The following is a 19,999-nucleotide window of genomic DNA, read 5'->3' as shown; positions in this document are numbered from 1 at the left end:
CCAGCCGCGATGGAAGCCGTATGACCATTACCGCCTCTTTTCCACGCCAGCATCGACAGGGCCGTCCCATGCCGCGCGGCCGCCAGGCGAGCGAGGATGATCATGCCGCTCTGCGCGCCCTGCTGGGCGAGACACCGTTGCGCCGCGATCTCCTGATCGAATATCTGCACGCAATCCAGGATGCGCGGGGCCATCTGCCGACCGGGCTGCTGGTCGCGCTGGCCGAGGCCATGCGGCTGCCGCTGGCCGAGGTCTACGAGACCGCGACCTTCTACGCGCATTTCGACATCGTCGATCACGGCGAGGCGCCGCCGCCGCCCGTCACCATCCGTGTCTGCGACAGTTTAAGCTGCGAGATGGCCGGTGCCGATGCCCTGGCCGAGCAGCTGAAGCAGCTTGGCAGCGATGTGCGCGTTTTGCGCGCGCCCTGCATGGGGCAGTGCGACCGCGCGCCCTGCGCCACCTATGGCAAGAATGTCTTCGCACCGGCCAGCCTCGCTGAGCTGACCGCCGCCCATGAAGGGCGGGCACTGCATCCGACGCTCCCACGCTATCAAGGGCTGCAGGCCTATCGCGCCAGCGGCGGCTACAGCGTGCTGGAGAAATGCCGCAGGGGCATCATCAGCCGCGATGCGCTGATTGACGAGGTCGACAAGGCCGGTCTGCGCGGCATGGGCGGCGCCGGTTTTCCGACCGCGCGCAAATGGCGCGCGCTGCTCGGTCAGCCGAAACCGCGCCTGCTTGCCGTCAACGGCGATGAAGGCGAACCGGGCACATTGAAGGACCGCTTCTTCCTGGAGAACGAGCCGCATGCCGTGCTGGAAGGCATGCTGATCGCCGCCTGGGCCATCGAGGCGGAGGCTGCCTATATCTATCTGCGCGACGAATATCCGGCCTTGCATCACGTCATTGCAGCGGAATTGCAGGCGCTGAAGGAGGCCGGGCTGCTGGACGGACTGCATGTCGAATTGCGACGCGGCGCCGGCGCTTATATCTGCGGCGAGGAATCGGCGATGCTGGAAAGCATCGAGGGCAAGCGCGGCCTGCCGCGCCAGAAACCACCCTATCCGAGTGAGGTCGGTTTGTTCGGTCGGCCGACACTGATCAACAATGTCGAAACACTCTATTGGGTCGCGGCGATTGCCGACAAAGGCGCTGACTGGTGGCGCAGCCATGGGCGTCATGGCTGCACGGGTCTGCGCAGCTATTCGGTTTCCGGCCGCGTGCGGCAGCCCGGCGTGAAACTGGCGCCTGCCGGCATCACAGCAATGGAACTCATTGAGGAATATTGTGGCGGCATGGCGCCCGGTCATCGCTTCGCCGCCTATCTGCCAGGCGGGGCGTCTGGCGGCATCCTGCCGGCCAGTATGGCGGACATCCCGCTCGATTTCGGCAAGCTGGAGCAATACGGCTGCTTCATCGGCTCCGCCGCCGTGATCGTGCTGTCCGATCAGGACGATCTGAAAAAAGCGGCGCTCAATCTGATGCGCTTCTTCCGCCATGAATCCTGCGGCCAATGCACCCCATGCCGGCTGGGTACCGAGAAGGCTGCCGAATTGATGGCGCGGGAGACCTGGGACGAACCGCTGCTGCGCGATCTGGCGCAGGTAATGCGCGATGCCTCGATCTGCGGCCTCGGACAGGCGGCGCCCAATCCGCTGCTTTCGGTGCTGGAGCGATTCAAATGACGCGTTTTATCCTGGACGGCGAAAGCGTCGAGGCAAAGCCGGGCGAGACGATCTGGCAGGCGGCGCAGCGCCACGGCACAACGATCCCGCATCTCTGCTACACGCCGCAGCCCGGCTATCGCGCAGATGGCAATTGCCGCGCCTGCATGGTCGAGATCGAAGGCGAGCGCGTTCTGGCGCCGAGCTGCAAGCGCCAGCCGACCGAAGGCATGGTGGTAAAGACCGCCAGTCATCGTGCCCAGCGCGCCCGCGAGCTGGTCTTTGAATTGCTGCTGGCCGATCAGCCGCCGCGCGAACAGACGCATGATGCGGATTCCAAATTCTGGCAATGGGCATCCGATATCGGCGTCACCGCCAGCCGGTTTCCGCAGCGTCAGAACAAGCCCGCGCCGGATCGCAGCCATAGCGCCATGGCGGTCAATCTCGATGCCTGCATCCAGTGCAATCTCTGTCTGCGCGCCTGCCGCGAGGTGCAGGGCAATGACGTGATCGGCATGGCTTTCCGCGGCCATCACGCCGAGATCGTCTTTGATTTCCGCGATCCGATGGGCAACAGCACCTGTGTTGGCTGCGGCGAATGCGTGCAGGCCTGTCCGACCGGCGCCTTGCTGCCGGCAGCATTGGTGGATGCGCAAAATCGCGGCATCGAGAAGGCGGAAACGAAGGTAGATAGCCTCTGCCCCTTCTGCGGCGTCGGCTGCCAGCTCACCTTCCACCTGAAGGATGACAGGATCCAGTATGTCACCGGGAGGGACGGCCCGGCCAACCACGGCCGGTTATGCGTCAAAGGCCGTTTTGGCTTCGATTACGTGCATCATCCGCATCGCCTGACCAAGCCGCTGATCCGCCGGGACGGCGTGCCGAAACATGGCGGGGATATCGTCGATCCGGCCAATCCCTACACGCATTTCCGCGAAGCAAGCTGGGAGGAGGCGCTGGATCGCGCGGCTTCCGGACTGAAGCGCATCCGCGACAGTCATGGCCCCAAAGCCCTGGCCGGCTTCGGTTCGGCGAAGGGCTCGAACGAGGAAGCCTATCTGTTCCAGAAGCTGGTGCGCACCGGCTTCGGCTCGAACAATGTCGATCACTGCACGCGGCTTTGTCATGCGTCTTCGGTGGCGGCTTTGATGGAAGGCATCGGCTCGGCCGCGGTGACGGCACCCTTCTCCGCCGCCATGGATGCCGAGGTCATTGTGGTCATCGGCGCCAACCCGACGGTGAACCATCCGGTTGCGGCGACTTTCATAAAGAATGCCATCCGTCAAAAGGGCGCCAAGCTGATTGTGATGGACCCGCGCGGCCAGGCATTGGCGCGCTATGCCAGCTATAACCTGCGCTTCAAGCCGGGCTCCGACGTGGCGCTGCTGACCGCGATGCTGCATGTCATCATCGCAGAAGGGCTGACGAATGCAGCTTACATTCAGCGCTTCGTCGATGGCTTCCCCGACCTTGAACAGGCTGTGCGCGAGGCCTCCCCGGAAGCCATGTCCCCGCTATGTGGCATCGCGCCGGATGTCATCCGGCAGGTGGCGCGGCTTTATGCGACCTCGAAAGCTTCGATCATCTTCTGGGGCATGGGCGTGTCGCAGCATGTCCATGGCACCGACAACGCGCGCTGCCTGATCGCCCTGGCGCTGATCACCGGCCAGGTCGGACGGCCGGGCACGGGACTGCATCCGCTGCGCGGGCAGAACAATGTGCAGGGCGCTTCCGATGCGGGTCTCATTCCCATGGTGTTGCCGGACTATCAATCCGTCGAAGATGCGGCCAAGCGCGCGGCGTTCGAAGCAGTCTGGGGACATTCGCTGGACCCGCAGCGGGGCCTCACGGTGGTCGAGATCATGAATGCGACTCTCGCCGGTGAGATCCGCGGCATGTATATCATGGGCGAGAATCCGGCGATGTCGGATCCGGATGCGGCCCATGCGCGTGAGGCGCTGGCCAGTCTCGAGCATCTGGTGGTGCAGGACATCTTCCTCACCGAGACCGCCTTTCATGCCGATGTGATCCTGCCGGCTTCGGCCTTCGCCGAGAAGACCGGCACCTTCACCAACACGGATCGCCGGGTTCAGCTTGGCCGCGCCGCCCTGAAGCCGCCCGGCGAGGCGCGGCAGGACTGGGAGCTGATCCAGGCGATTGCCCAGCGGATCGGCCTCGACTGGCATTACACCCATCCGAAGGACATCTATGCCGAGATGGCGTCTGTGATGCCGTCACTGGCGGGCATCAGCTGGGAGCGTCTGGAGGCGGAAGGCGCTGCAACCTATCCGCAGGGGCATGAGATCATTTTCGGCGACGGTTTCCCGACGGCAAGTGGCCGCGGCCGCGTCGTGCCAGCGAAGGTGTCACCGCCCGCCGAACTGCCTGACGACGAGTATCCTATGGTCCTGTCCACCGGGCGAATTCTGGAGCATTGGCATACCGGCGCGATGACGCGACGCGCCACGCATCTCGATGCGCTGGAGCCGGAAGCCATCGCCATGCTGCATCCGCGCGATATGGAAAAGATGAAACTGCTGCCCGGCGACCGCATCCGCGTGTCGACGCGGCGCGGCAGCATCGAGCTGAAAGTTCGCGCTGACCGCGATGTCGCGGAGAACATGGTGTTCATCCCCTTCGCCTTCTTCGAGGCGGCAGCCAACCTGCTGACCAATCCGCAGCTCGATCCTTTTGGAAAGATTCCCGAATTCAAGTTCTGCGCGGCGAAGGTGGAGCGCGTGGTCGTCAGCGCGCCGGCTTGAGGATCATTCCCAAGGCCATCGCCACCAGAATGAGCGCGGCGAATTCCGGCCAGCCAGGCTGTTCGCCCAGCATCAGCATCGACGAGAAGACGCCGACCACCGGGATCATCAGCGTGCTCAGCCCGCTGACGCCGGCAGGCAGGGTGCGCACCAGCGTATTCCAGGCCCAGTAGCAGAAGACGAAGCAGATTGCGGCGTTATACAGCGCCGCCAGCCATGACCCGGCGGAGTAGACATACCAGCGGTCGCTCTCCAGCAGCGGCGCCATGACGAAGATCGGGATGCCGCCGAGGATCATCTGCCAGCCCACGAAAGGCACCGCCGCCATTGGCACGGCAAAGCGCTTGATCAGCACCGTACCGATGGCCCAGCTCAGGGCCGCGCCCAGCACCAGGGCAACGCCCAGCGGTGCCGAGGCCATGGCTTCCCATTCGCCGGCGATCAACACGATCAGACCGGAGAGGCCGACTCCTAAGCCAGCGAGCTTCCAGCCGGTCAACCGCTCATGCAGCACCAGCGCGCTCATTGGGATCACCCAGAGCGGCATGGTGAAAGCCAGAATGGTCGTACGGCCTGCCGGCAGCATGGTCAGGCCGTAGAGCACCAGCACATTCCAGGCGGTGATGTTGAAGAAGCTGATGAGGATCAGAGGCCATAGATGGCCGCGCGGAATATGCAGCGGCATGCGTTTGGCCAGTGCGATGGCAAACAGTCCGATGGCACCGCCGCCCAGGCAAAGGACGCGGAAGGTAAAGACCGGAATCTCCGCCAGCGCGATCTTCATGATCGGCCAGTTGACGCCCCAGAACAGCGTCAGCAGCGTCAGCAGGACAAGCGAATAAGCGGAGATGGTCTGGGCTGGACTGCCTGGATTGGAACGGGCAGCCGCGGCGCTTTCGGTCATGGGGAGGTCATTCCGTTTGTGTGCGGATAAATTAGCGTATCCGCCCCACGAAACTAGAGGAGATCGAGCACTTTCTCCGGCGGGCGGCCGACCACGGCATGGCCTTCATGCACGAAAATCGGCCGTTCCAGCGCAGCTGGATTGGCGGCGAGGCCGGCGATCAGATCGGCCTCCTTCATATCGGGGCTAAGGCCGGCTTCTGCGCCTTCCTTCTTGCGCAGAACGTCCCTGGCCTTGAGCCCGAGCAGGCCGAGCAGGCGTTGCAATTCGGCGGCGCTCGGCGGGGTCTTCAGATATTCGACAATGCGCGGTTCGATGCCGCGCTCCTGCAGCAGCGCCAGGGCCTGGCGCGATTTCGAGCAGCGCGGGTTATGATACAGAACGCTTCGATCCATGCTGGTTATCCTAATGCCAGGTGGCTGAGAATGCCATAATTCCAGGCGGTTAGCATCGACTCGCAAGAGTTGCAATTTGATGACCAGGGCTTAAATAGTGAACCCATGGCTGTACATTGGACGCTGGACGACATCCCCTGGGACCGCTTCGACCCCTCGAAGGTCGACCCGGACCTGCTGCGTGCGGTCAAGGCTGCGGCCCTCGTCGAGCATAATGCCGATGATTATGTAGCCTATCTTTGCAATGTTTTCGCGGATGACCCGGAATTCTGCGACGCCGCCCGCCACTGGGGCGTCGAGGAAGTCCAGCATGGCAAGGCGCTGGCGCTTTGGGCGCAGAAGGCCGATCCGAATTTCGATCCTGCCGTTGCCATGCAGCGTTTCACGGAAGGGTTCCGCCTGCCGCTCGATGCCACCGCCTCGGTGCGCGGCAGCCGCAACGGCGAACTGGTTGCACGCTGTGTCGTCGAATGCGGCACATCCAGCTTCTACAGCGCCATTCGTGACGCGACCGAGGAACCGGTGCTGAAATTCATCGCGGCCAAAATCGCCGCCGACGAATTCCGGCATTACAAGCTGTTCTACGACCATCTGCAGCGTTATCAGCAGAAAGCGCCGCTTAGCCGGCTGCGCCGCCTGGCTGTGGCGCTGGGCCGCATGCAGGAAGCCAGCGACGACGAACTCGCCATGGCCTATTGGTGCGGCAATGGCTGTGAAGGTGCCTACAGCCGCGAGAGACAAAGCGCCGCCTACGAGCTGCGCGCCAGCCGGGTTTACCGCTTCGGGCATATTCAGCGTGGCCTCGCGATGGCCTTGAAGGCCTGCGATCTCGATCCGCAGGGCCTGTTCAGCCGGTGGTTTGCGGCCATTGCCTGGCGCATGATCCAATGGCGCCAGCGCCGGCTGGCTGCAATCGCCGCCTGATTTTATTTTTCCGGCATTCCTTTTCTCCGGGTTGCCGTCCCTCCAAATCAGCTTAGGCTATTTGGGATGGGGCAAGAGCAAGAGCCGTCATCGCTGTCCCGCTATGGCATGGTTACGGAATCCGAATTGGATCCGCGCCTGAAGGGATTGTTGCGTTATTGGGAGGTCAAACGCGCCGGCCGGCGCTTCCCTGCTCGCGCCGATATCGATCCGCTCGAACTGAAGTCCGTGCTGGGCAACATCGTGATGGTCGATGTGGTGCCGCAGGAAAATGGCGAGGTCCGCTTCCGCTATCGTCTGTTCGGTACCGAGTTCGTTTTCTATCACGGCGCCGATCTGACCGGCCATTGGCTGGACGAGATTCCGAATGCAGGATTCCGCGAAGCGCTGATCGCCATGTACCGCATGGTGATCGACGATGGCGGCGTGCGGATGGTCTCTTACGATTACCTGCTGGAAAGCCGCCGGCATCGCTTCCAGGCGGTAATCCTGCCGCTGTCCAGCGACAACGAACAGATCGACATCATCCTGAGCTGCGGCTTGCCCGTCGCCGTTTTCTAGGGGACGCGTTCAGGTCCGCACTTTATCGATGAACTCGGCGACGATCATTTCATAGATCGGCCGCTTGAAGGGCACGATCATGTCGGGCAGAGAGCGGAAGGGCTGCCAGCGCCATTCCTTGAATTCCGGATGCGCGGTGGCGATGTTGATGTCGCTGTCCTTGCCCAGGAAGCGCAGCAGATACCATTTCTGCCGCTGGCCGCGATAACGGCCGTTCCAGACCTTGTCGGCCAGAGCCGGCGGCAGGTCGTAGGATAGCCAGCCGCGGCTTTCGGCGATCACCTCGGCCAATGAGGGGCTCACGCCGATCTCTTCCTCCATCTCGCGAAGAGCGGCTTTCAGCGGATCTTCGCCGGGATCGATGCCGCCCTGCGGCATCTGCCAGGCCTCCGCCGTCTGATCGATGCGCTGGCCGACGAAGACGAGATCGTCACGATTGAGCAGCGCCACGCCCACACCTTCGCGATAGGGCCGGGCTTCATATGGCTGCAGCGCGGCACCGGATGGGCGGCTCATGATAACAACTCCTCGCAGATCAACTCAGGTCATCACTCCGGCGTCTGCCGGTTGGCGATCGCCGATACAGGCGCCAGTGCAATCCCCTTGGCGTCAAGCGTTGCGGTCCAGGCCAGCAGCCGGTCGAGGGTCACCGGATAGGGGAAAGCCGAGCCGACGGCAACGCCATTGACCCGCGCGGTGCGCTCCAGCTCTTCCAGCCGCGCATCGATCAGCTGTGCGCTGGGCTGGGCATCGATCTGCCGGTTGGCGAAGGCATAGATGCCGCCGGTCTCGCGGACGACGCGGGCGGCGACGCTGCGCGGCGCTGTGCGGGAATCGAAGAACATCAGGCCGCGCGCTTTCAGCACAGTGGCGATGCTGCGCATGTGATCGGGCGAGGAGGTGTATTTTCCGCCCATCAGATTGGTGAAGCCGATATAACCCGCCGCGCGCGCCAACGCCCAATCCAGCCGGCGGTGATTCTCCTGCTCGTTCAGCGAGGTCAGCAGCGTGTAGGGTCCCGGGTCGCTGGAGGGGTAGTCGAACGGCTCCATCGGCAGGCCGAGCAGAACTTCATGGCCGGCCTGGCGCGCACGCTCGACCTGCGCGGCCAGATCCTGCGCGTAGGGATTGAAGGCAAAGCTGATTTCCGGCGCCAGCCGCTCGGCGGCCAGGGTCGTCAGCTGCGCGTTCAGCCCCATGTTTTGCAGCACGATGGCCAGGCGCGGCCGGGTCGGCGGCTCGTCGAAGGGGCGCGCATAGGCATTCCAGGGCTGGCGCCCATCGGCGCCGATTTTCGGGATCAGGCCGCGCGGCGAGGTTTCGCTCAAGGCCGGGTCCGGCGCCATCAGCAAGCCGCTGGGCAGGCGCCCGACGCTCGCAGGCGGGACTTCGCTGCTGACCTTCTGCTCGGGTGCCAGCTTGGCCTCCGGCGGCAGGGCCAGCCGCGCCACGCTGATGATGACTTCCGATCCAGGCAGTGCGGTCAGCGATTGACCCGCCGTGACCAGCCAGCCCCCGGTGCCGGCGAGCAGCAGCAGCACCAGCGTCCAGGCCGCCAGCAGCAGGCGGCGATTGACCGTGCTGGCATCGCCGCGCAGGAAGGGCGGCCACAGGATCAGACCGATAATGCGAAACAGCCGGGCCAGCTTGTGCTTGAAGCCTTCGCGGCGGGGCGGCGTGGGATAAGGATCGTCGGGGCCGCCGCTGATGCTGTGGATCAGGTCCGCATCCTCGTCCACCAGACGGGCCGGGTCATGCCCGTGCATATGCGTGGCGGCTGACTTTTTCCTCTTCCACCGCCGCAGGCCGAACAGACGGCGCAATAGACCGGCGTGGCGCCTGCCCCCTTCGGGCAGCGCACGATCGTCGGGATCGACGTGCAATCCGGTCTCGTCAGCCATGACTATGTCTCACGCCGCCAGACTAGCCCGGAGCGTGTTAACAGTCACTTGACGGCTGGCCGGCGGCTGGCAGCCGCCGGAGACGCCGCTGGGCTCCGGAGGCCGTCACTTCCGGGCCGAAGGCTTCGGCGGGGCCCGCAGCACTTCGATCGCGGCCTGCAGCACCAGATCGGGGCCGTCCTGGCCGGGGGCGGGAATCTGAGACGGCGGAGTGACGTTGTTCGGCTGCTGCTCCTGCGGCCGGTTTTCATCGGTCTCCCGCGTGCCGCTCAGCTCACGGCGTGCCTTCAGCGCGGCGGCGATCTGATGGTCACGCTCGTTCCAGGCCTCGACATCGGGGGTGATGCCGACCGTGTCGATCGAGCGGCCTGAGGGCGTGAAATAGCCTGCGGTGGTCAGCTTCATGCCACCGAATTCGCCCAGCGGAATCATGGTCTGGACCAGACCCTTGCCGAAGGTGGTGCTGCCCACGATCACAGCGCGATGGTGATCCTGCAGCGCGCCGGCGACGATCTCCGACGCCGAGGCCGAGCCGCCGTTGATCAGCACAGCAATCGGTTTGCCTTCGGCGATGTCGCCCCGCTTGGCGTTGTAGCGCTGGCCTTCATCGGCGGTAGAGCGCAGCGACCGCGTCGAAACGATCTCGCCCTGATTGAGGAAGGTGTCCGCCACCGAAATGGCCTGGTCGAGCAGGCCGCCCGGATTGTCACGCAGATCGATGATATAGCCCTTGAGTTCGGGGCCCATCTCCGCCTTCAGCTTCTCGATGGCGGCAACCAGATCCTGGGTCGTATGCTCGTTGAAGGACGAGATGCGCAGGTAGCCGAACTCGCCCTCGCGGCGCGAGCGCACGACGCGCGTCTTGATGATCGCGCGGGTGATCTTCACGTCGAAGGTCTTGGCGCTGCCCTCCACGCCGCGCCGGATCGTCAGCACGATCGGCGTATTCGGCGTGCCGCGCATTTTTTCGATGGATTCCTGCAGCGACTTGCCCATCACCGGATCACCATCCAGATGGGTGATCAAATCGCCCGGCAGGATGCCGGCGCGCTGCGCCGGCGTGTCGTCGATCGGCGAGACAACCTTGATCAGGCCGTTCTCCTGCGTGACCTCGATGCCGAGGCCGCCGAATTCGCCGCGCGTCTGCACGCGGGCTTCCTGGAAATTGCGTGGCGGCAGGTAGACGGAATAAGGATCGAGCGAGGCGAGCATGCCATTGATGGCCGCCTCCATCAGTTCCTCGTCCTTGGTTTCCTTGTAATAATCGTTGCGGACCCGTTCGAAGATTTCGCCGAACAGGTTGAGCTGCCGATAGGTTTCATTGGCCTGGAGCGAGCCGACTTTGCTCGGAGCGGCAAACAGCGCGACCGAGCCCATCAAAGCGAAGGCACAAACACCGCCGAGAAAGAAATTGCGCATCAGCCGCTTACCTTTCTGTCGCCCGAAGCCAACCAGGGCAAGGGGTTCACGGGTTCACCCTTACGCCGTAACTCGAGATATAGGACGGGTTTTTCGTTTGTCGCGGCGGTTGCGCTCATCAGGCCTACCGGCTCTCCGGCAAGCACCCATTGGCCGACCGCGCGGTCGATCCGTCCAAACCCCGCTAGTAAACTATGATATCCACCGCCATGGGCGATGATCAAGAGCTGCCCATATCCGCGGAATGGCCCGGCAAACATCACTTTCCCGTCAGCAGGCGCAATAACCTGTCCGCCGGGCCGCGTCTCGATGCGGATGCCCCGCAAGGGCAATCCGTTTTCATCCGTCTGCCCATAGCGGCCGATGATGCGCCCGCGCGCCGGCAGGGCCGCGCTGCCTTCCAATGCCGCATAGGCCTCAGGCGGTTCCCGGTCGGAGCCAGGCTTGGGTGAGGCCGCACGGCTTCGCGCCTCGGCGGCGCGCCGCTCCTGTTCGCGGCGTTCCTGCTCCAGGAAGCGATCTACCAGAGCGCGCAAATCCTTGGCCTGAGCCGCCAGTTGGGCTGCCCGCTCGCGCTCGCTTTCGCGCTGTTCTGCGGTTTCCGCCGCGGCGGCATTGGTCTCGGCCTGCAGCAGTTCCAGCTCGCGACGCTCCTGATCCAGCCGGGCGATGGCGGCGCCGAGCTTCTCCTGCTCGGCGGCCACCTCGGCGCGCAGCTTGCCCAGGCGGGTCAGTTCGTCTTTCAGCCGTGCGGCGCGGCCTTCGATCTCCGGCACCAGGGCCGCCATCAGCTGGCTGGCGCGCACCATGTCCAGCGCCGAGCCGGGCGCCAGCACCATGGCTTCCGGCGGCTGACGGCTCAAATGCGCAAGGCTCGCCAAGGTCTGGGCCAGTTCCGCACGGCGGCTTTCCAGCGCCTCACCCGCCTGCTTTTCATCGGCCAGCAATGCGGCGAGTTTTTCCTCGCTTTGCGAGACCAGATCCTCCTGCGCCTGCAGCTTGCGGGCAGCGGCGACCAGCTTGTTTTGCAATTCACGCTGCTTCTGCGCCAGCCTGGCGGCTTCCTGGCTCAGTGCGCGCTGGCGCTGCTGGCTTTCCTGCAGCTTCTTCTGCACATCGCGCAGCTGCTGCTGGGGCGCCGCGCTGTCCTGCGGCCATGCCGGCGCTGCGGCCGCGATGCCGATGCTCAGCAGCAAAGGCCCGATCAGGTTACGCAAGGCGGCGGGCGGCGTTCTGCGTGGTGGCGCCAGGCTTGGCAAGGCAGCGGCCGGTCATCTCGGCGGGCTGCTGCAATCCGAGGAAATGCAGCAAGGTCGGCGCAATGTCGCACAGCCGGCCATCTTCCAGCGCATAGCCATCGGTGCGCGCGCCGACCAGCAGCAGCGGCACGAGATTGGTGGTGTGCTGGGTATGCGGCTGGCCGCTTTGCGGATCGCGCATCTCTTCCAGATTGCCGTGATCGGCAGTGATCAGCAGCACGCCATCCATCTGCTTCACGGCCTCTTCCACACGGCCGACGCAGGCATCGACGGTTTCGGCTGCCTTGATCGCCGCCGGCATCGAACCGGTATGGCCGACCATATCGGGGTTGGCGTAGTTGACGACGATCAGATCGTATTTGCCCGAAGTGATCGCGGCCGTCAGCTTGTCGGTCAGTTCCGGCGCCGACATTTCCGGCTGCAGGTCATAGGTCTTTACCTTCGGCGATGGCACCAGGATGCGGTCCTCGCCCTCGAACGGCTTTTCCTCGCCGCCATTCAGGAAGAAGGTGACATGCGCATATTTTTCGGTTTCGGCAATGCGCAGCTGCGTCTTGCCAGCCTGCGCCAGCGTCTGGCCCAGCGTCATCGGATAGACCATCGGGCTATAGGCGGTGGCGAGGAATTCGTTGAGCTGCGCAGAGTATTCGGTCATGCCCACGGCGCCGGCAAACGCGATGGTCTTGGCGCGCTTGAAGCCGTCGAAATGCGGATCGAGCAGGGCGGTGAGGATTTCACGCGCACGATCAGCGCGGAAATTCGCCATCAGCACACCATCGCCATCCCGCATGCCGGCAAAGCCGCCGATCACGGTAGGCGTGACGAATTCATCGGTTTCATCGGCAGCATAGGCCTGCTCGATAGCGGCCTCGGCGCTGTCTGCCGTCTTGCCCTGGGCCTCGGTCAGCGCGAGATAGGCCTTCTCGATCCGCTCCCAGCGCTTGTCGCGGTCCATGGCATAGAAGCGGCCGGACACCGTGGCGAAGGAAATGCCATCGATGCCAGCGATCTGCTCGCGGAAACGCGCCAGGAAGCCGAGCGCGCTTTTCGGCGGTGTGTCGCGGCCATCCATGAAGGCATGGATCTGCACCTTGACGCCGGCCTGGGCGAAGATTTTCGCCACCGCGGCCATGTGATCCTGATGCGAATGCACGCCGCCGTCAGACAGCAGCCCCAGCAGGTGCAGGGCGCCGCCACTGGCTTTCAGCTTGGCGATCAGTCCGGTCAGCGCGGGATTGTCCTTCAGGCTGCCATCGGCAACGGCATTGTCGATGCGGCCCAGATCCGGCACAGCGATGCGCCCGGCGCCGATATTCATGTGGCCGACCTCGGAATTGCCCATCTGGCCATCGGGCAGGCCGACATCCCGGCCCGAGGTGCCGATCCGGGCGAAGGGCCGGGTCTCCAGCAGGCGGCGGTAATTCGGCAGCCGCGCCTGGGCCAGGGCGTTGTCGGCGGGATCATCGCGCAGGCCCCAGCCGTCGAGAATGCACAGAACGACGGGCTTGCGAGGTTCAGTCTGGGTCATGGCAGGCACCGGGTCGGCAATGGTTAAAATTCAGGCTCTAAATAGCGCATGCCGGGTCATACGTCACGCCGAGGCTGTCCATCACTCTGATCGAAAATTCTCATGCAATCACATCAACCGGAACGAGGCCCGTCAGTCGCGGTGCCCGTCAGTCGCGGTGATAGGGATGGCCGGTCTGCAGGCTCCAGGCGCGATAAAGCTGCTCCAGCAGCATGACCCTGGCCAGCAAATGCGGCCAAGTCATGGCGGATAAGGACAGGGTCAGCCGGGCCTTGCTCAGCACCACCTTGTCCAGCCCATCGGCGCCGCCGATCAGAAAGGCAATCTCCTGCTCACCGCCGTCGCGCCAGCCCGCTAAGGTATCGGCGAACTGGCGGCTGGTGAGGCTTTTGCCCTTTTCGTCCAGGGCGACGATCACCGCCCCCTTGGGCAGGCCGGTCAGCAGCAGGGCCGCCTCGCGGGCCCGGCGCTCCACCACCCCGCCGCCGGCTTTGCGGTCTTCCACCTCGCGGATGGTGACCGGCCAAGGCAGGCGGGTACGGTATTCGTCTATCAGGGCTTGGGCCGCGTCATGCTTGGCGCGGCTGGCTTTGCCGACGCAGGCGATGGTGATCTTCATGGCCCCAGCCTAGCAAAGCCGGGGCCAGTCGTCAGTCGGCTCGCTCAGGCAGCGGCCGGTTCCGGAATGGCGGCGCCCCACATCTTCTCGAGATTGTAGAAGCTGCGCACCTCGGGCCGGAAGATATGGACGACGATGTCGCCGGTATCGATCAGCACCCAGTCGCCGGCGGTCTTGCCTTCGGCCCGGACCTTGCGGCCGGTTTCCTTGGCGATGCGCTCGACCAGATGCTCGGCGATCGCGCTGACCTGACGCGACGAGCGGCCGGAAGCGATGACCAGATAATCGGCGATCGACGACTTTCCGGTGAGGTCGATGGATACGATGTCCTCGGCCTTATCATCATCCAGCGATTTCACGATCAGTTTGTGCAGCTTCTGGATCTCGGCGGGGATGCCGGTCTTCTTGGCAGCGGTCGGCGTCTTCTTGGCCGGTTTCGGCTTTGCCGCCGCCTTCGCGGCCTTGGTCACCGCGGTGGTCGCGGATTTCTGCTTTACTGCAGCCGCCGTCTTCTTGGCGCCTGGCTTCTTCGATGAACCTGGCTTCTTCGATGACTTTGCGGCCTTATTTGCGGCCTTAGGCTTGGACCCGGCGGCCGCGGCAGCGCGTTTGCGCGTCGTGGTGTTTGCGATGGCTCGGTCCTCCTGCAGTGTCACGCTCGATTCGAGCGAACCCGAATCGCGGTCAGTCTACCGCGACTCGGGGCTATCCACAATTACAGCCGTATGAAGGTTCAGCTAGAGCAGCCAGAGCCAGGTGACCAGGGCGAAAACCGGCAGCAGGATGGGAACCGACCATGCCATGTAGCCGAAGAAGCTCGGCATGCGGACGCCGGACTGCTCGGCGATCGCCTTGACCATGAAATTCGGGGCATTTCCAATGTAGGTCAGGGCCCCCATGTAAACCGCACCCATGGATATCGCGAGCAGGGTGCTGGCCAGCGGCCCCATCAGCGCTGCCGCGTCGCCTCCGGCCATGTTGAAAAAGACGAGATAGGTCGGGGCGTTGTCAAGGAAGCCCGACAGCATGCCGGTCAGCCAGAAATACATCTCGTCGCGCGGAGCGCCATCCGGGCCGGTCGCCAGGGCGATGATCTCGCGCAGGCTGCCATCGGGCCCGGCGCGCAGGATGGCGATCACCGGCACGATGGTAACAAAGATGCCGGCGAATAACTTGCCGACCTCCAGCATCGGTTCCCAGCTGAAGCCGTTGCCCGAGCGGGTTTCGCGCCGCGTCAGCAGCAGCGACAGCCCGGCCAGCCCGAGCAGGATGGCGTCGCGCAGCAGATTCTGCGGCAGCACCTCGATCCCGGCGACGCTGAATGCGTAATCCGGCTTCCACGAACCTGACATCAGCACGGCGCCGACAACGCCCGCCAGCAGGAAGATGTTGACGCCCCCCTCGACGCGGATGGAGGTATCCGGCGTCGGGTCGCGGGTTACGCCTTCCTTCACATAGAAATAGCGGTCGATCACATAGAAGAGCGCCAGCAGCAGCATGCTGACCAGAAGAGTCGGCGGGAACATCGCTTCCATTGTCCAGAAGAACCGCACGCCCTTCAGGAAACCAAGAAACAGCGGCGGATCGCCAAGCGGCGTCAGCGCACCGCCGATATTCGCCACCAGGAAGATGAAAAAGACCACCACATGGGTGCTGGTGCGGCGGTTGTCGTTCGCCCGGATCAGTGGCCGGATCAGCAGCATCGCGGCGCCCGTCGTTCCCATCCAGCTCGCCAGCACGGTGCCGACCGCCAGGATGCCGGTATTGAGGCTGGGGCTGCCATGCAGGTTGCCGACGATGCGCACGCCGCCAGCGATGGTGAACAGCGACAGCAGCAGGATGGTGAAGGGAATGTATTCGTGCAGCGCCACTTCAAGCACGACATGCGCGGCGCTGCCGATCCCGTCATAGATCGCGAAAGGGATCAGGAAGGCGAGCGCCCAAAGCGCTGCGATTTTGCCGTAATGGTGGTGCCAGATATTTGGCACCAGCAGCGGGCAGAGGGCGATCGACAGCAGGATGCCAACGAAAGGAATGGCCCAGAGCAGCGTAAGAGCCGCGCCATCGATGGCGGCCGCCTGCGCTGGCGCGGCGAACAGAACCATACTGAGCGCCGCGCCAACGACGCGAAGCGTTGCAACCGTCATCTAGAGATCCCCTCTCAGCCTTATCGTAGTTTTATGCCACGAATATGGGGCGAGAGGGGAAATTGACAACCCTGCCGTGTTTAAGCGGCAAAGAAGATCAGAGTGATGATGACGAAGCTGGGGATCAGGATGCCGATGCTCCACAGCATGTAACCGAAGAAGCTGGGCATCTTGACGTTCATTTCTTCGGCAATCGCCTTGACCATGAAATTGGGCGCGTTGCCGATATAGCTGTTCGCCCCCATGAACACGGCGCCAGCCGAAATCGCCAGCAGGGTCGTCGCAAGCGGGCCCATCAGGGTCGCCGCGTCGCCGCTCGCCATGTTGAAGAAGACGAGGTAGGTCGGGGCATTGTCGAGGAAGCTCGACAGAATGCCGGCAAGCCAGAAATACATCACGTTGTCCGGCGTGCCGTCTGGGTTGGACGCGAGACCAACCAATGAGCCCAGCGCACCATCGGTGCCGGCACGCAGGATGGCGATGGCCGGGATGATGGTGATGAAGATGCCGGCAAACAGCTTGGCTACCTCAACAATCGGCCCCCAGCTGAAGCCGTTGCCGATCCGGGTTTCCTTCGAGGTCAGCCGCAGCGACAGGAAGGCGATGACCAGCAGCAGCACGTCGCGAACAAGATTCTGCAGCTCCACGCCGACGCCGAAGATGTCAACGGTGACATCCGGCTTCCAGGTGCCCGACATCAGCACCGCAAGGATCACCGCACCCAGCAGGATCAGGTTGACGCCGCCCTCGATGCCGATGGCGCTGTCCGGCGTCGGATCGGGCTTGATGATGCCTTCCTTGCGATAGAGGTAGCTGTCGATGGCATAGAAGATGCCAAGCAGGATCACCACCATCACCATGGTGGGCAGGAACATGTATTGCGTGGTCCAGAAGAAGTCGACGCCTTTGAGGAAGCCAAGGAACAGCGGCGGATCGCCCAGCGGCGTCAGCGCACCGCCGATATTCGAAACCAGGAAGATGAAGAAGATCACCACATGCACATTGTGCTTGCGGTCGTCATTGGCGCGGATCAGCGGCCGGATCATCAGCATCGACGCGCCCGTCGTTCCCATCCAGCTGGCCAGCACCGTGCCGATCAGCAGCATCGCGGTGTTCAGGCTCGGGCTGCCATGCAAATTGCCGGTCAGGCGCACGCCGCCGGCCACGGTGAACAGTGCAAACAGCAGGATGATAAACGGGATGTATTCGTGCAGCGCGACTTCCAGCAGCACATGCGCGGTGGAGCCGATGCCGAGCGCAAGAGCAAACGGCACTGCAACGCACAGCCCCCAGAAGGCGGCAACCTTGCCGTAGTGATGGTGCCAGAAGTTGGGCAGGAACAGCGGCATCAGCGCGATCGACAGCAGGATGCCGGCGAAGGGCAGGGTCCAGAGGATGCTCAGCGTCTTGCCATCGAGCGAGGCGGCTTGGGCTGGCGCTGCCAGCCCCAGGCTCAAGACAATGGCTGGCGCAATCATGCGCATGACACGAATACCAGACATGGATCCCCCCAACAGAACGCAAATACCGCCGTGTGAAGGGGCGTAGATTAACGGCGCGGTGCCGCGCAATCAACGCGCGGCGTCGATGGGACTATATACGCCAATGTCGCCGGAAATCGGCGCTAAACCGTGCGGCCGGCAAAGGGTGGAAGATCCTCCAGCATCCCGGCCGGGTCCTGGTGGATGATCACCTCGGCGCCGGGAAACAGCACCAGCACCTCCCGCTCGATCTCTACCGCGATGGCATGGGCCTGGCGCAGCGGCATTTCCGGATCGAGCTCCAGATGAAACTGGATGAATACCTGATTGCCTGATTGCCGCGTGCGCAGATCGTGCATCGCAGCGGCCTCGGGGTGGCGACGCACCACATCCTTGATGCGCTCGCGTTCCTCGTCGGCCAGCTCGCGATCCATCAGATGATCCAAGGCACCGCGCACGATATCGATGGCGCTTTTCAGCACCACGGCGGCAACGATCAGCGCGCCGACTGCATCCACCCACAGGAATCCCGGCAGGCTGGTGATTGCGAGCGCGACCAGAACGGTGAGATTGGTCAGCAGATCGGACAGGTAATGCAGCCGGTCCGCCGAGATCGCCAGCGAATTGGTGTTGCGGATGACATGGCGCTGATACAGCACCAGCACCCCGGTTAGCAGGATGGAAAACACCATCACGCCGATGCCGGCCAGGCCGTAAGCCACCGGCTGCGGCGAAATCAGCCGCTGGATCGATTCCACGACGAGAAACAGCGCCGACCCGATGATCAGCGCGGCCTGGCCAAGGCCGGCCAGGGCCTCGGCCTTGCCATGGCCGAAACGGTGCTCCTTGTCGGCCGGCGTCAGCGCCTGGCGAACCGCAAACAGGTTGACCAGGGAAGCCAGCGCGTCGAGCAGGCTATCGATCAGCGATGCCAGCAAGGCAACGGAATCGGTCACCAGCCAGGCCGCCAGTTTCGCTGCGATCAGCACCACCGCGACTGTCACCGAGGCATAGGTGGCCCGCCGCATCAGGCGGTCGCGCATGGCAGGATTATCGACAAAATCGCGAGCCGACTGGGTCACGGGAACAGGCGTTCTGTCGTCCAGGCATCGCCAACGCGCCGGTAAACCAGCCGGTCATGCAGACGGAAGGGACGGTCGGCCCAGAATTCGATGCTCACCGGCGTGATGCGAAAGCCCGACCAATAGGGCGGCCGCGGCACTGCGCCGACGACGTATTTGGCAGCGTATTTGGCAACAGCGGCTTCCAGCGCAAACCGGCTTTCCACCGGGCGCGATTGCTGCGACGCCCAGGCGCCGATCTGGCTGTCGCGCGGGCGTGAGGCGAAATAGGCATCGGCCTCGGCATCGCTGACGCGGCTGACGCTGCCGCGGATGCGCACCTGGCGGCGCAGGCTCTTCCAGTGAAACACGGCGGCGGCTTGCGGATTGGCAAGCAGCTCCTGGCCTTTCTGGCTTTCGAAGTTGGTGTAGAAGACGAAGCCCTGCTCGCTATGCTCCTTCAGCAACACCATGCGCACATTCGGCAGGCCGTCTTTATCAGCGGTGGCCAGCGCCATGGCATTGGGATCGTTCGGCTCGCTCTTTTCGGCTTCGGCAAGCCAAGCGGCAAAATGAGCAAAGGGCGTGGTGAAAGCTTCCATGGCGTGCCTGCAACATCCTGAAAACGAACATACTTGTAGCGGCTTCATTTTGCGCCGCCTATAGCGGAGCCGCAACAATACCTAACGCCTGCCGCAATCCCGCCGCAATCCCCTCGCATATCTGCGCCGTGCCCGCCAGGGGCATGCTGCAAGGGAATCACACGTCATGCGCGCGCATGAGAAGCACAATCAGGTAGCGCCCCAACGTATCGCCTCAGGACGTATCGCCTCAGGACGCATCGCTTCAGGCCGCATCGCCTCGGTGGCCATCGCGCTGGTTACGGCAGCGGGCCTGTTGAGCGCTTGCGCCGATACCGGCCAGAAGCAGAATGTCGGCACCGTGCTTGGCGGCGTCGGCGGCGCAGTTGCTGGCGCCCAGTTCGGCAGCGGCACCGGCCGTCTCGTTGGCGTGGCAGCCGGTACGTTGATCGGCGCTTTGCTCGGCTCAGAGGTTGGCAAGTCGCTTGATCGCGCCGACCATGTCTATATGGAGCGGGCCAATCAGCGCGCCTTCGAATCCACGCCGTCGGGCACGCAAGTCTCGTGGCGCAATCCGGATAGCGGCAATGCCGGCACCGTGGTGCCGCAGCCGGCCTATCAGACCAAGAGCGGCGAATATTGCCGCGAGTTCCAGCAGACCATCACAGTCGGCGGTGAAACCCAGCAGGGTTACGGCACCGCCTGCCGCCAGCCGGACGGCAGCTGGAAAGTGGTGCAGTAAGCAGTTTCAGTCGAAGCGTCTTTATTCTCCCCTTCCCCCCAGACTCAG

Annotated in this window: 18 protein-coding genes; 5 read left to right on the top strand and 13 right to left on the bottom strand. The window is 63.8% G+C overall.

Annotation, left to right across the window (positions count from 1 at the left end; all coding sequences use genetic code 11):
- The first annotated feature begins 20 nt into the window (after nt 1–20).
- Together Q0603_RS16165 and fdhF are read left to right on the top strand one after the other, a co-directional pair.
- Nucleotides 21–1,688: an NADH-ubiquinone oxidoreductase-F iron-sulfur binding region domain-containing protein gene (locus tag Q0603_RS16165; protein ID WP_298727574.1), complete on the top strand. Its 1,668-nt coding sequence runs from the start codon at nt 21–23 to the stop codon at nt 1,686–1,688.
- The gene (fdhF, locus tag Q0603_RS16160; RefSeq protein ID WP_298727573.1) at nt 1,685–4,429 is read left to right on the top strand and encodes a formate dehydrogenase subunit alpha; all 2,745 of its coding nucleotides are present in this window, start codon (nt 1,685–1,687) and stop codon (nt 4,427–4,429) included. The genes Q0603_RS16165 and fdhF overlap by 4 nt, the downstream gene beginning before the upstream one ends.
- Here fdhF and Q0603_RS16155 read toward each other — a convergent pair.
- A complete protein-coding gene (locus Q0603_RS16155) occupies nt 4,413–5,333 on the bottom strand; it encodes a DMT family transporter (RefSeq protein ID WP_298727571.1) in 921 nt (306 codons plus the stop codon). The genes fdhF and Q0603_RS16155 overlap by 17 nt on opposite strands.
- A 53-nt stretch (nt 5,334–5,386) precedes the next feature.
- On the bottom strand, nt 5,387–5,728 hold the full coding sequence (arsC, locus tag Q0603_RS16150) for an arsenate reductase (glutaredoxin) (protein WP_298727570.1): 342 nt from the start codon (nt 5,726–5,728) through the stop codon (nt 5,387–5,389).
- 105 nt (nt 5,729–5,833) lie between these two features.
- Between arsC and Q0603_RS16145 the strand changes: the two genes are divergently transcribed.
- Both Q0603_RS16145 and Q0603_RS16140 read left to right on the top strand, forming a co-directional pair.
- Complete coding sequence (locus Q0603_RS16145) at nt 5,834–6,652, top strand: ferritin-like domain-containing protein (protein WP_298727568.1); 819 nt, start codon at nt 5,834–5,836, stop codon at nt 6,650–6,652.
- Between the two features lie 66 nt (nt 6,653–6,718).
- Complete coding sequence (locus Q0603_RS16140; protein WP_298727566.1) at nt 6,719–7,213, top strand: PAS domain-containing protein; 495 nt, start codon at nt 6,719–6,721, stop codon at nt 7,211–7,213.
- 9 nt (nt 7,214–7,222) lie between these two features.
- Here Q0603_RS16140 and Q0603_RS16135 read toward each other — a convergent pair whose 3' ends face one another.
- The 11 genes from Q0603_RS16135 to pdxH form a co-directional block, all read right to left on the bottom strand.
- On the bottom strand, nt 7,223–7,729 hold the full coding sequence (locus tag Q0603_RS16135) for an RNA pyrophosphohydrolase (RefSeq protein WP_298727564.1): 507 nt from the start codon (nt 7,727–7,729) through the stop codon (nt 7,223–7,225).
- 32 nt (nt 7,730–7,761) lie between these two features.
- Nucleotides 7,762–9,114, bottom strand: coding sequence for a divergent polysaccharide deacetylase family protein (locus tag Q0603_RS16130; RefSeq protein ID WP_298727562.1), 1,353 nt, complete (start codon nt 9,112–9,114; stop codon nt 7,762–7,764).
- Nucleotides 9,115–9,219: 105 nt separating this feature from the next.
- Complete coding sequence (locus Q0603_RS16125; protein ID WP_298727560.1) at nt 9,220–10,533, bottom strand: S41 family peptidase; 1,314 nt, start codon at nt 10,531–10,533, stop codon at nt 9,220–9,222.
- Nucleotides 10,533–11,750, bottom strand: a complete 1,218-nt coding sequence (locus tag Q0603_RS16120; protein ID WP_298727559.1) for a peptidoglycan DD-metalloendopeptidase family protein — start codon at nt 11,748–11,750, stop codon at nt 10,533–10,535. Before Q0603_RS16120 ends, Q0603_RS16125 begins: the two co-directional genes overlap by 1 nt.
- Entirely contained in the window at nt 11,743–13,320 is a 1,578-nt protein-coding gene (gene gpmI / locus Q0603_RS16115; RefSeq protein WP_298727558.1) for a 2,3-bisphosphoglycerate-independent phosphoglycerate mutase, read from the bottom strand. The genes Q0603_RS16120 and gpmI overlap by 8 nt, the downstream gene beginning before the upstream one ends.
- Before the next feature lie 148 nt (nt 13,321–13,468).
- Nucleotides 13,469–13,939, bottom strand: coding sequence for a 23S rRNA (pseudouridine(1915)-N(3))-methyltransferase RlmH (locus tag Q0603_RS16110; RefSeq protein ID WP_298727557.1), 471 nt, complete (start codon nt 13,937–13,939; stop codon nt 13,469–13,471).
- A gap of 44 nt (nt 13,940–13,983) precedes the next feature.
- Nucleotides 13,984–14,595 carry a ribosome silencing factor gene (gene rsfS, locus Q0603_RS16105; protein WP_298727555.1) on the bottom strand — a complete coding sequence of 204 codons (612 nt, stop codon included), beginning with the start codon at nt 14,593–14,595 and terminating at the stop codon, nt 13,984–13,986.
- Nucleotides 14,596–14,676: 81 nt separating this feature from the next.
- Complete coding sequence (locus Q0603_RS16100) at nt 14,677–16,086, bottom strand: sodium:proton antiporter (RefSeq protein ID WP_298727553.1); 1,410 nt, start codon at nt 16,084–16,086, stop codon at nt 14,677–14,679.
- Nucleotides 16,087–16,166: 80 nt separating this feature from the next.
- Complete coding sequence (locus Q0603_RS16095; RefSeq protein WP_298727551.1) at nt 16,167–17,588, bottom strand: sodium:proton antiporter; 1,422 nt, start codon at nt 17,586–17,588, stop codon at nt 16,167–16,169.
- A gap of 122 nt (nt 17,589–17,710) precedes the next feature.
- Nucleotides 17,711–18,649, bottom strand: a complete 939-nt coding sequence (locus tag Q0603_RS16090) for a cation diffusion facilitator family transporter (RefSeq protein ID WP_298727549.1) — start codon at nt 18,647–18,649, stop codon at nt 17,711–17,713.
- Entirely contained in the window at nt 18,646–19,230 is a 585-nt protein-coding gene (gene pdxH, locus Q0603_RS16085) for a pyridoxamine 5'-phosphate oxidase (protein ID WP_298727547.1), read from the bottom strand. The genes Q0603_RS16090 and pdxH overlap by 4 nt, the downstream gene beginning before the upstream one ends.
- A 166-nt stretch (nt 19,231–19,396) precedes the next feature.
- Between pdxH and Q0603_RS16080 the strand changes: the two genes are divergently transcribed.
- Nucleotides 19,397–19,951: an RT0821/Lpp0805 family surface protein gene (locus Q0603_RS16080; protein ID WP_298727545.1), complete on the top strand. Its 555-nt coding sequence runs from the start codon at nt 19,397–19,399 to the stop codon at nt 19,949–19,951.
- Nucleotides 19,952–19,999 lie beyond the last annotated feature (48 nt).

It is taken from the genome of uncultured Ferrovibrio sp. (genome assembly GCF_937960835.1).
In the GTDB taxonomy this organism is placed as follows: Bacteria; Pseudomonadota; Alphaproteobacteria; order Ferrovibrionales; family Ferrovibrionaceae; genus Ferrovibrio.
This window is presented reverse-complemented; position numbering and strand designations above follow the sequence as displayed.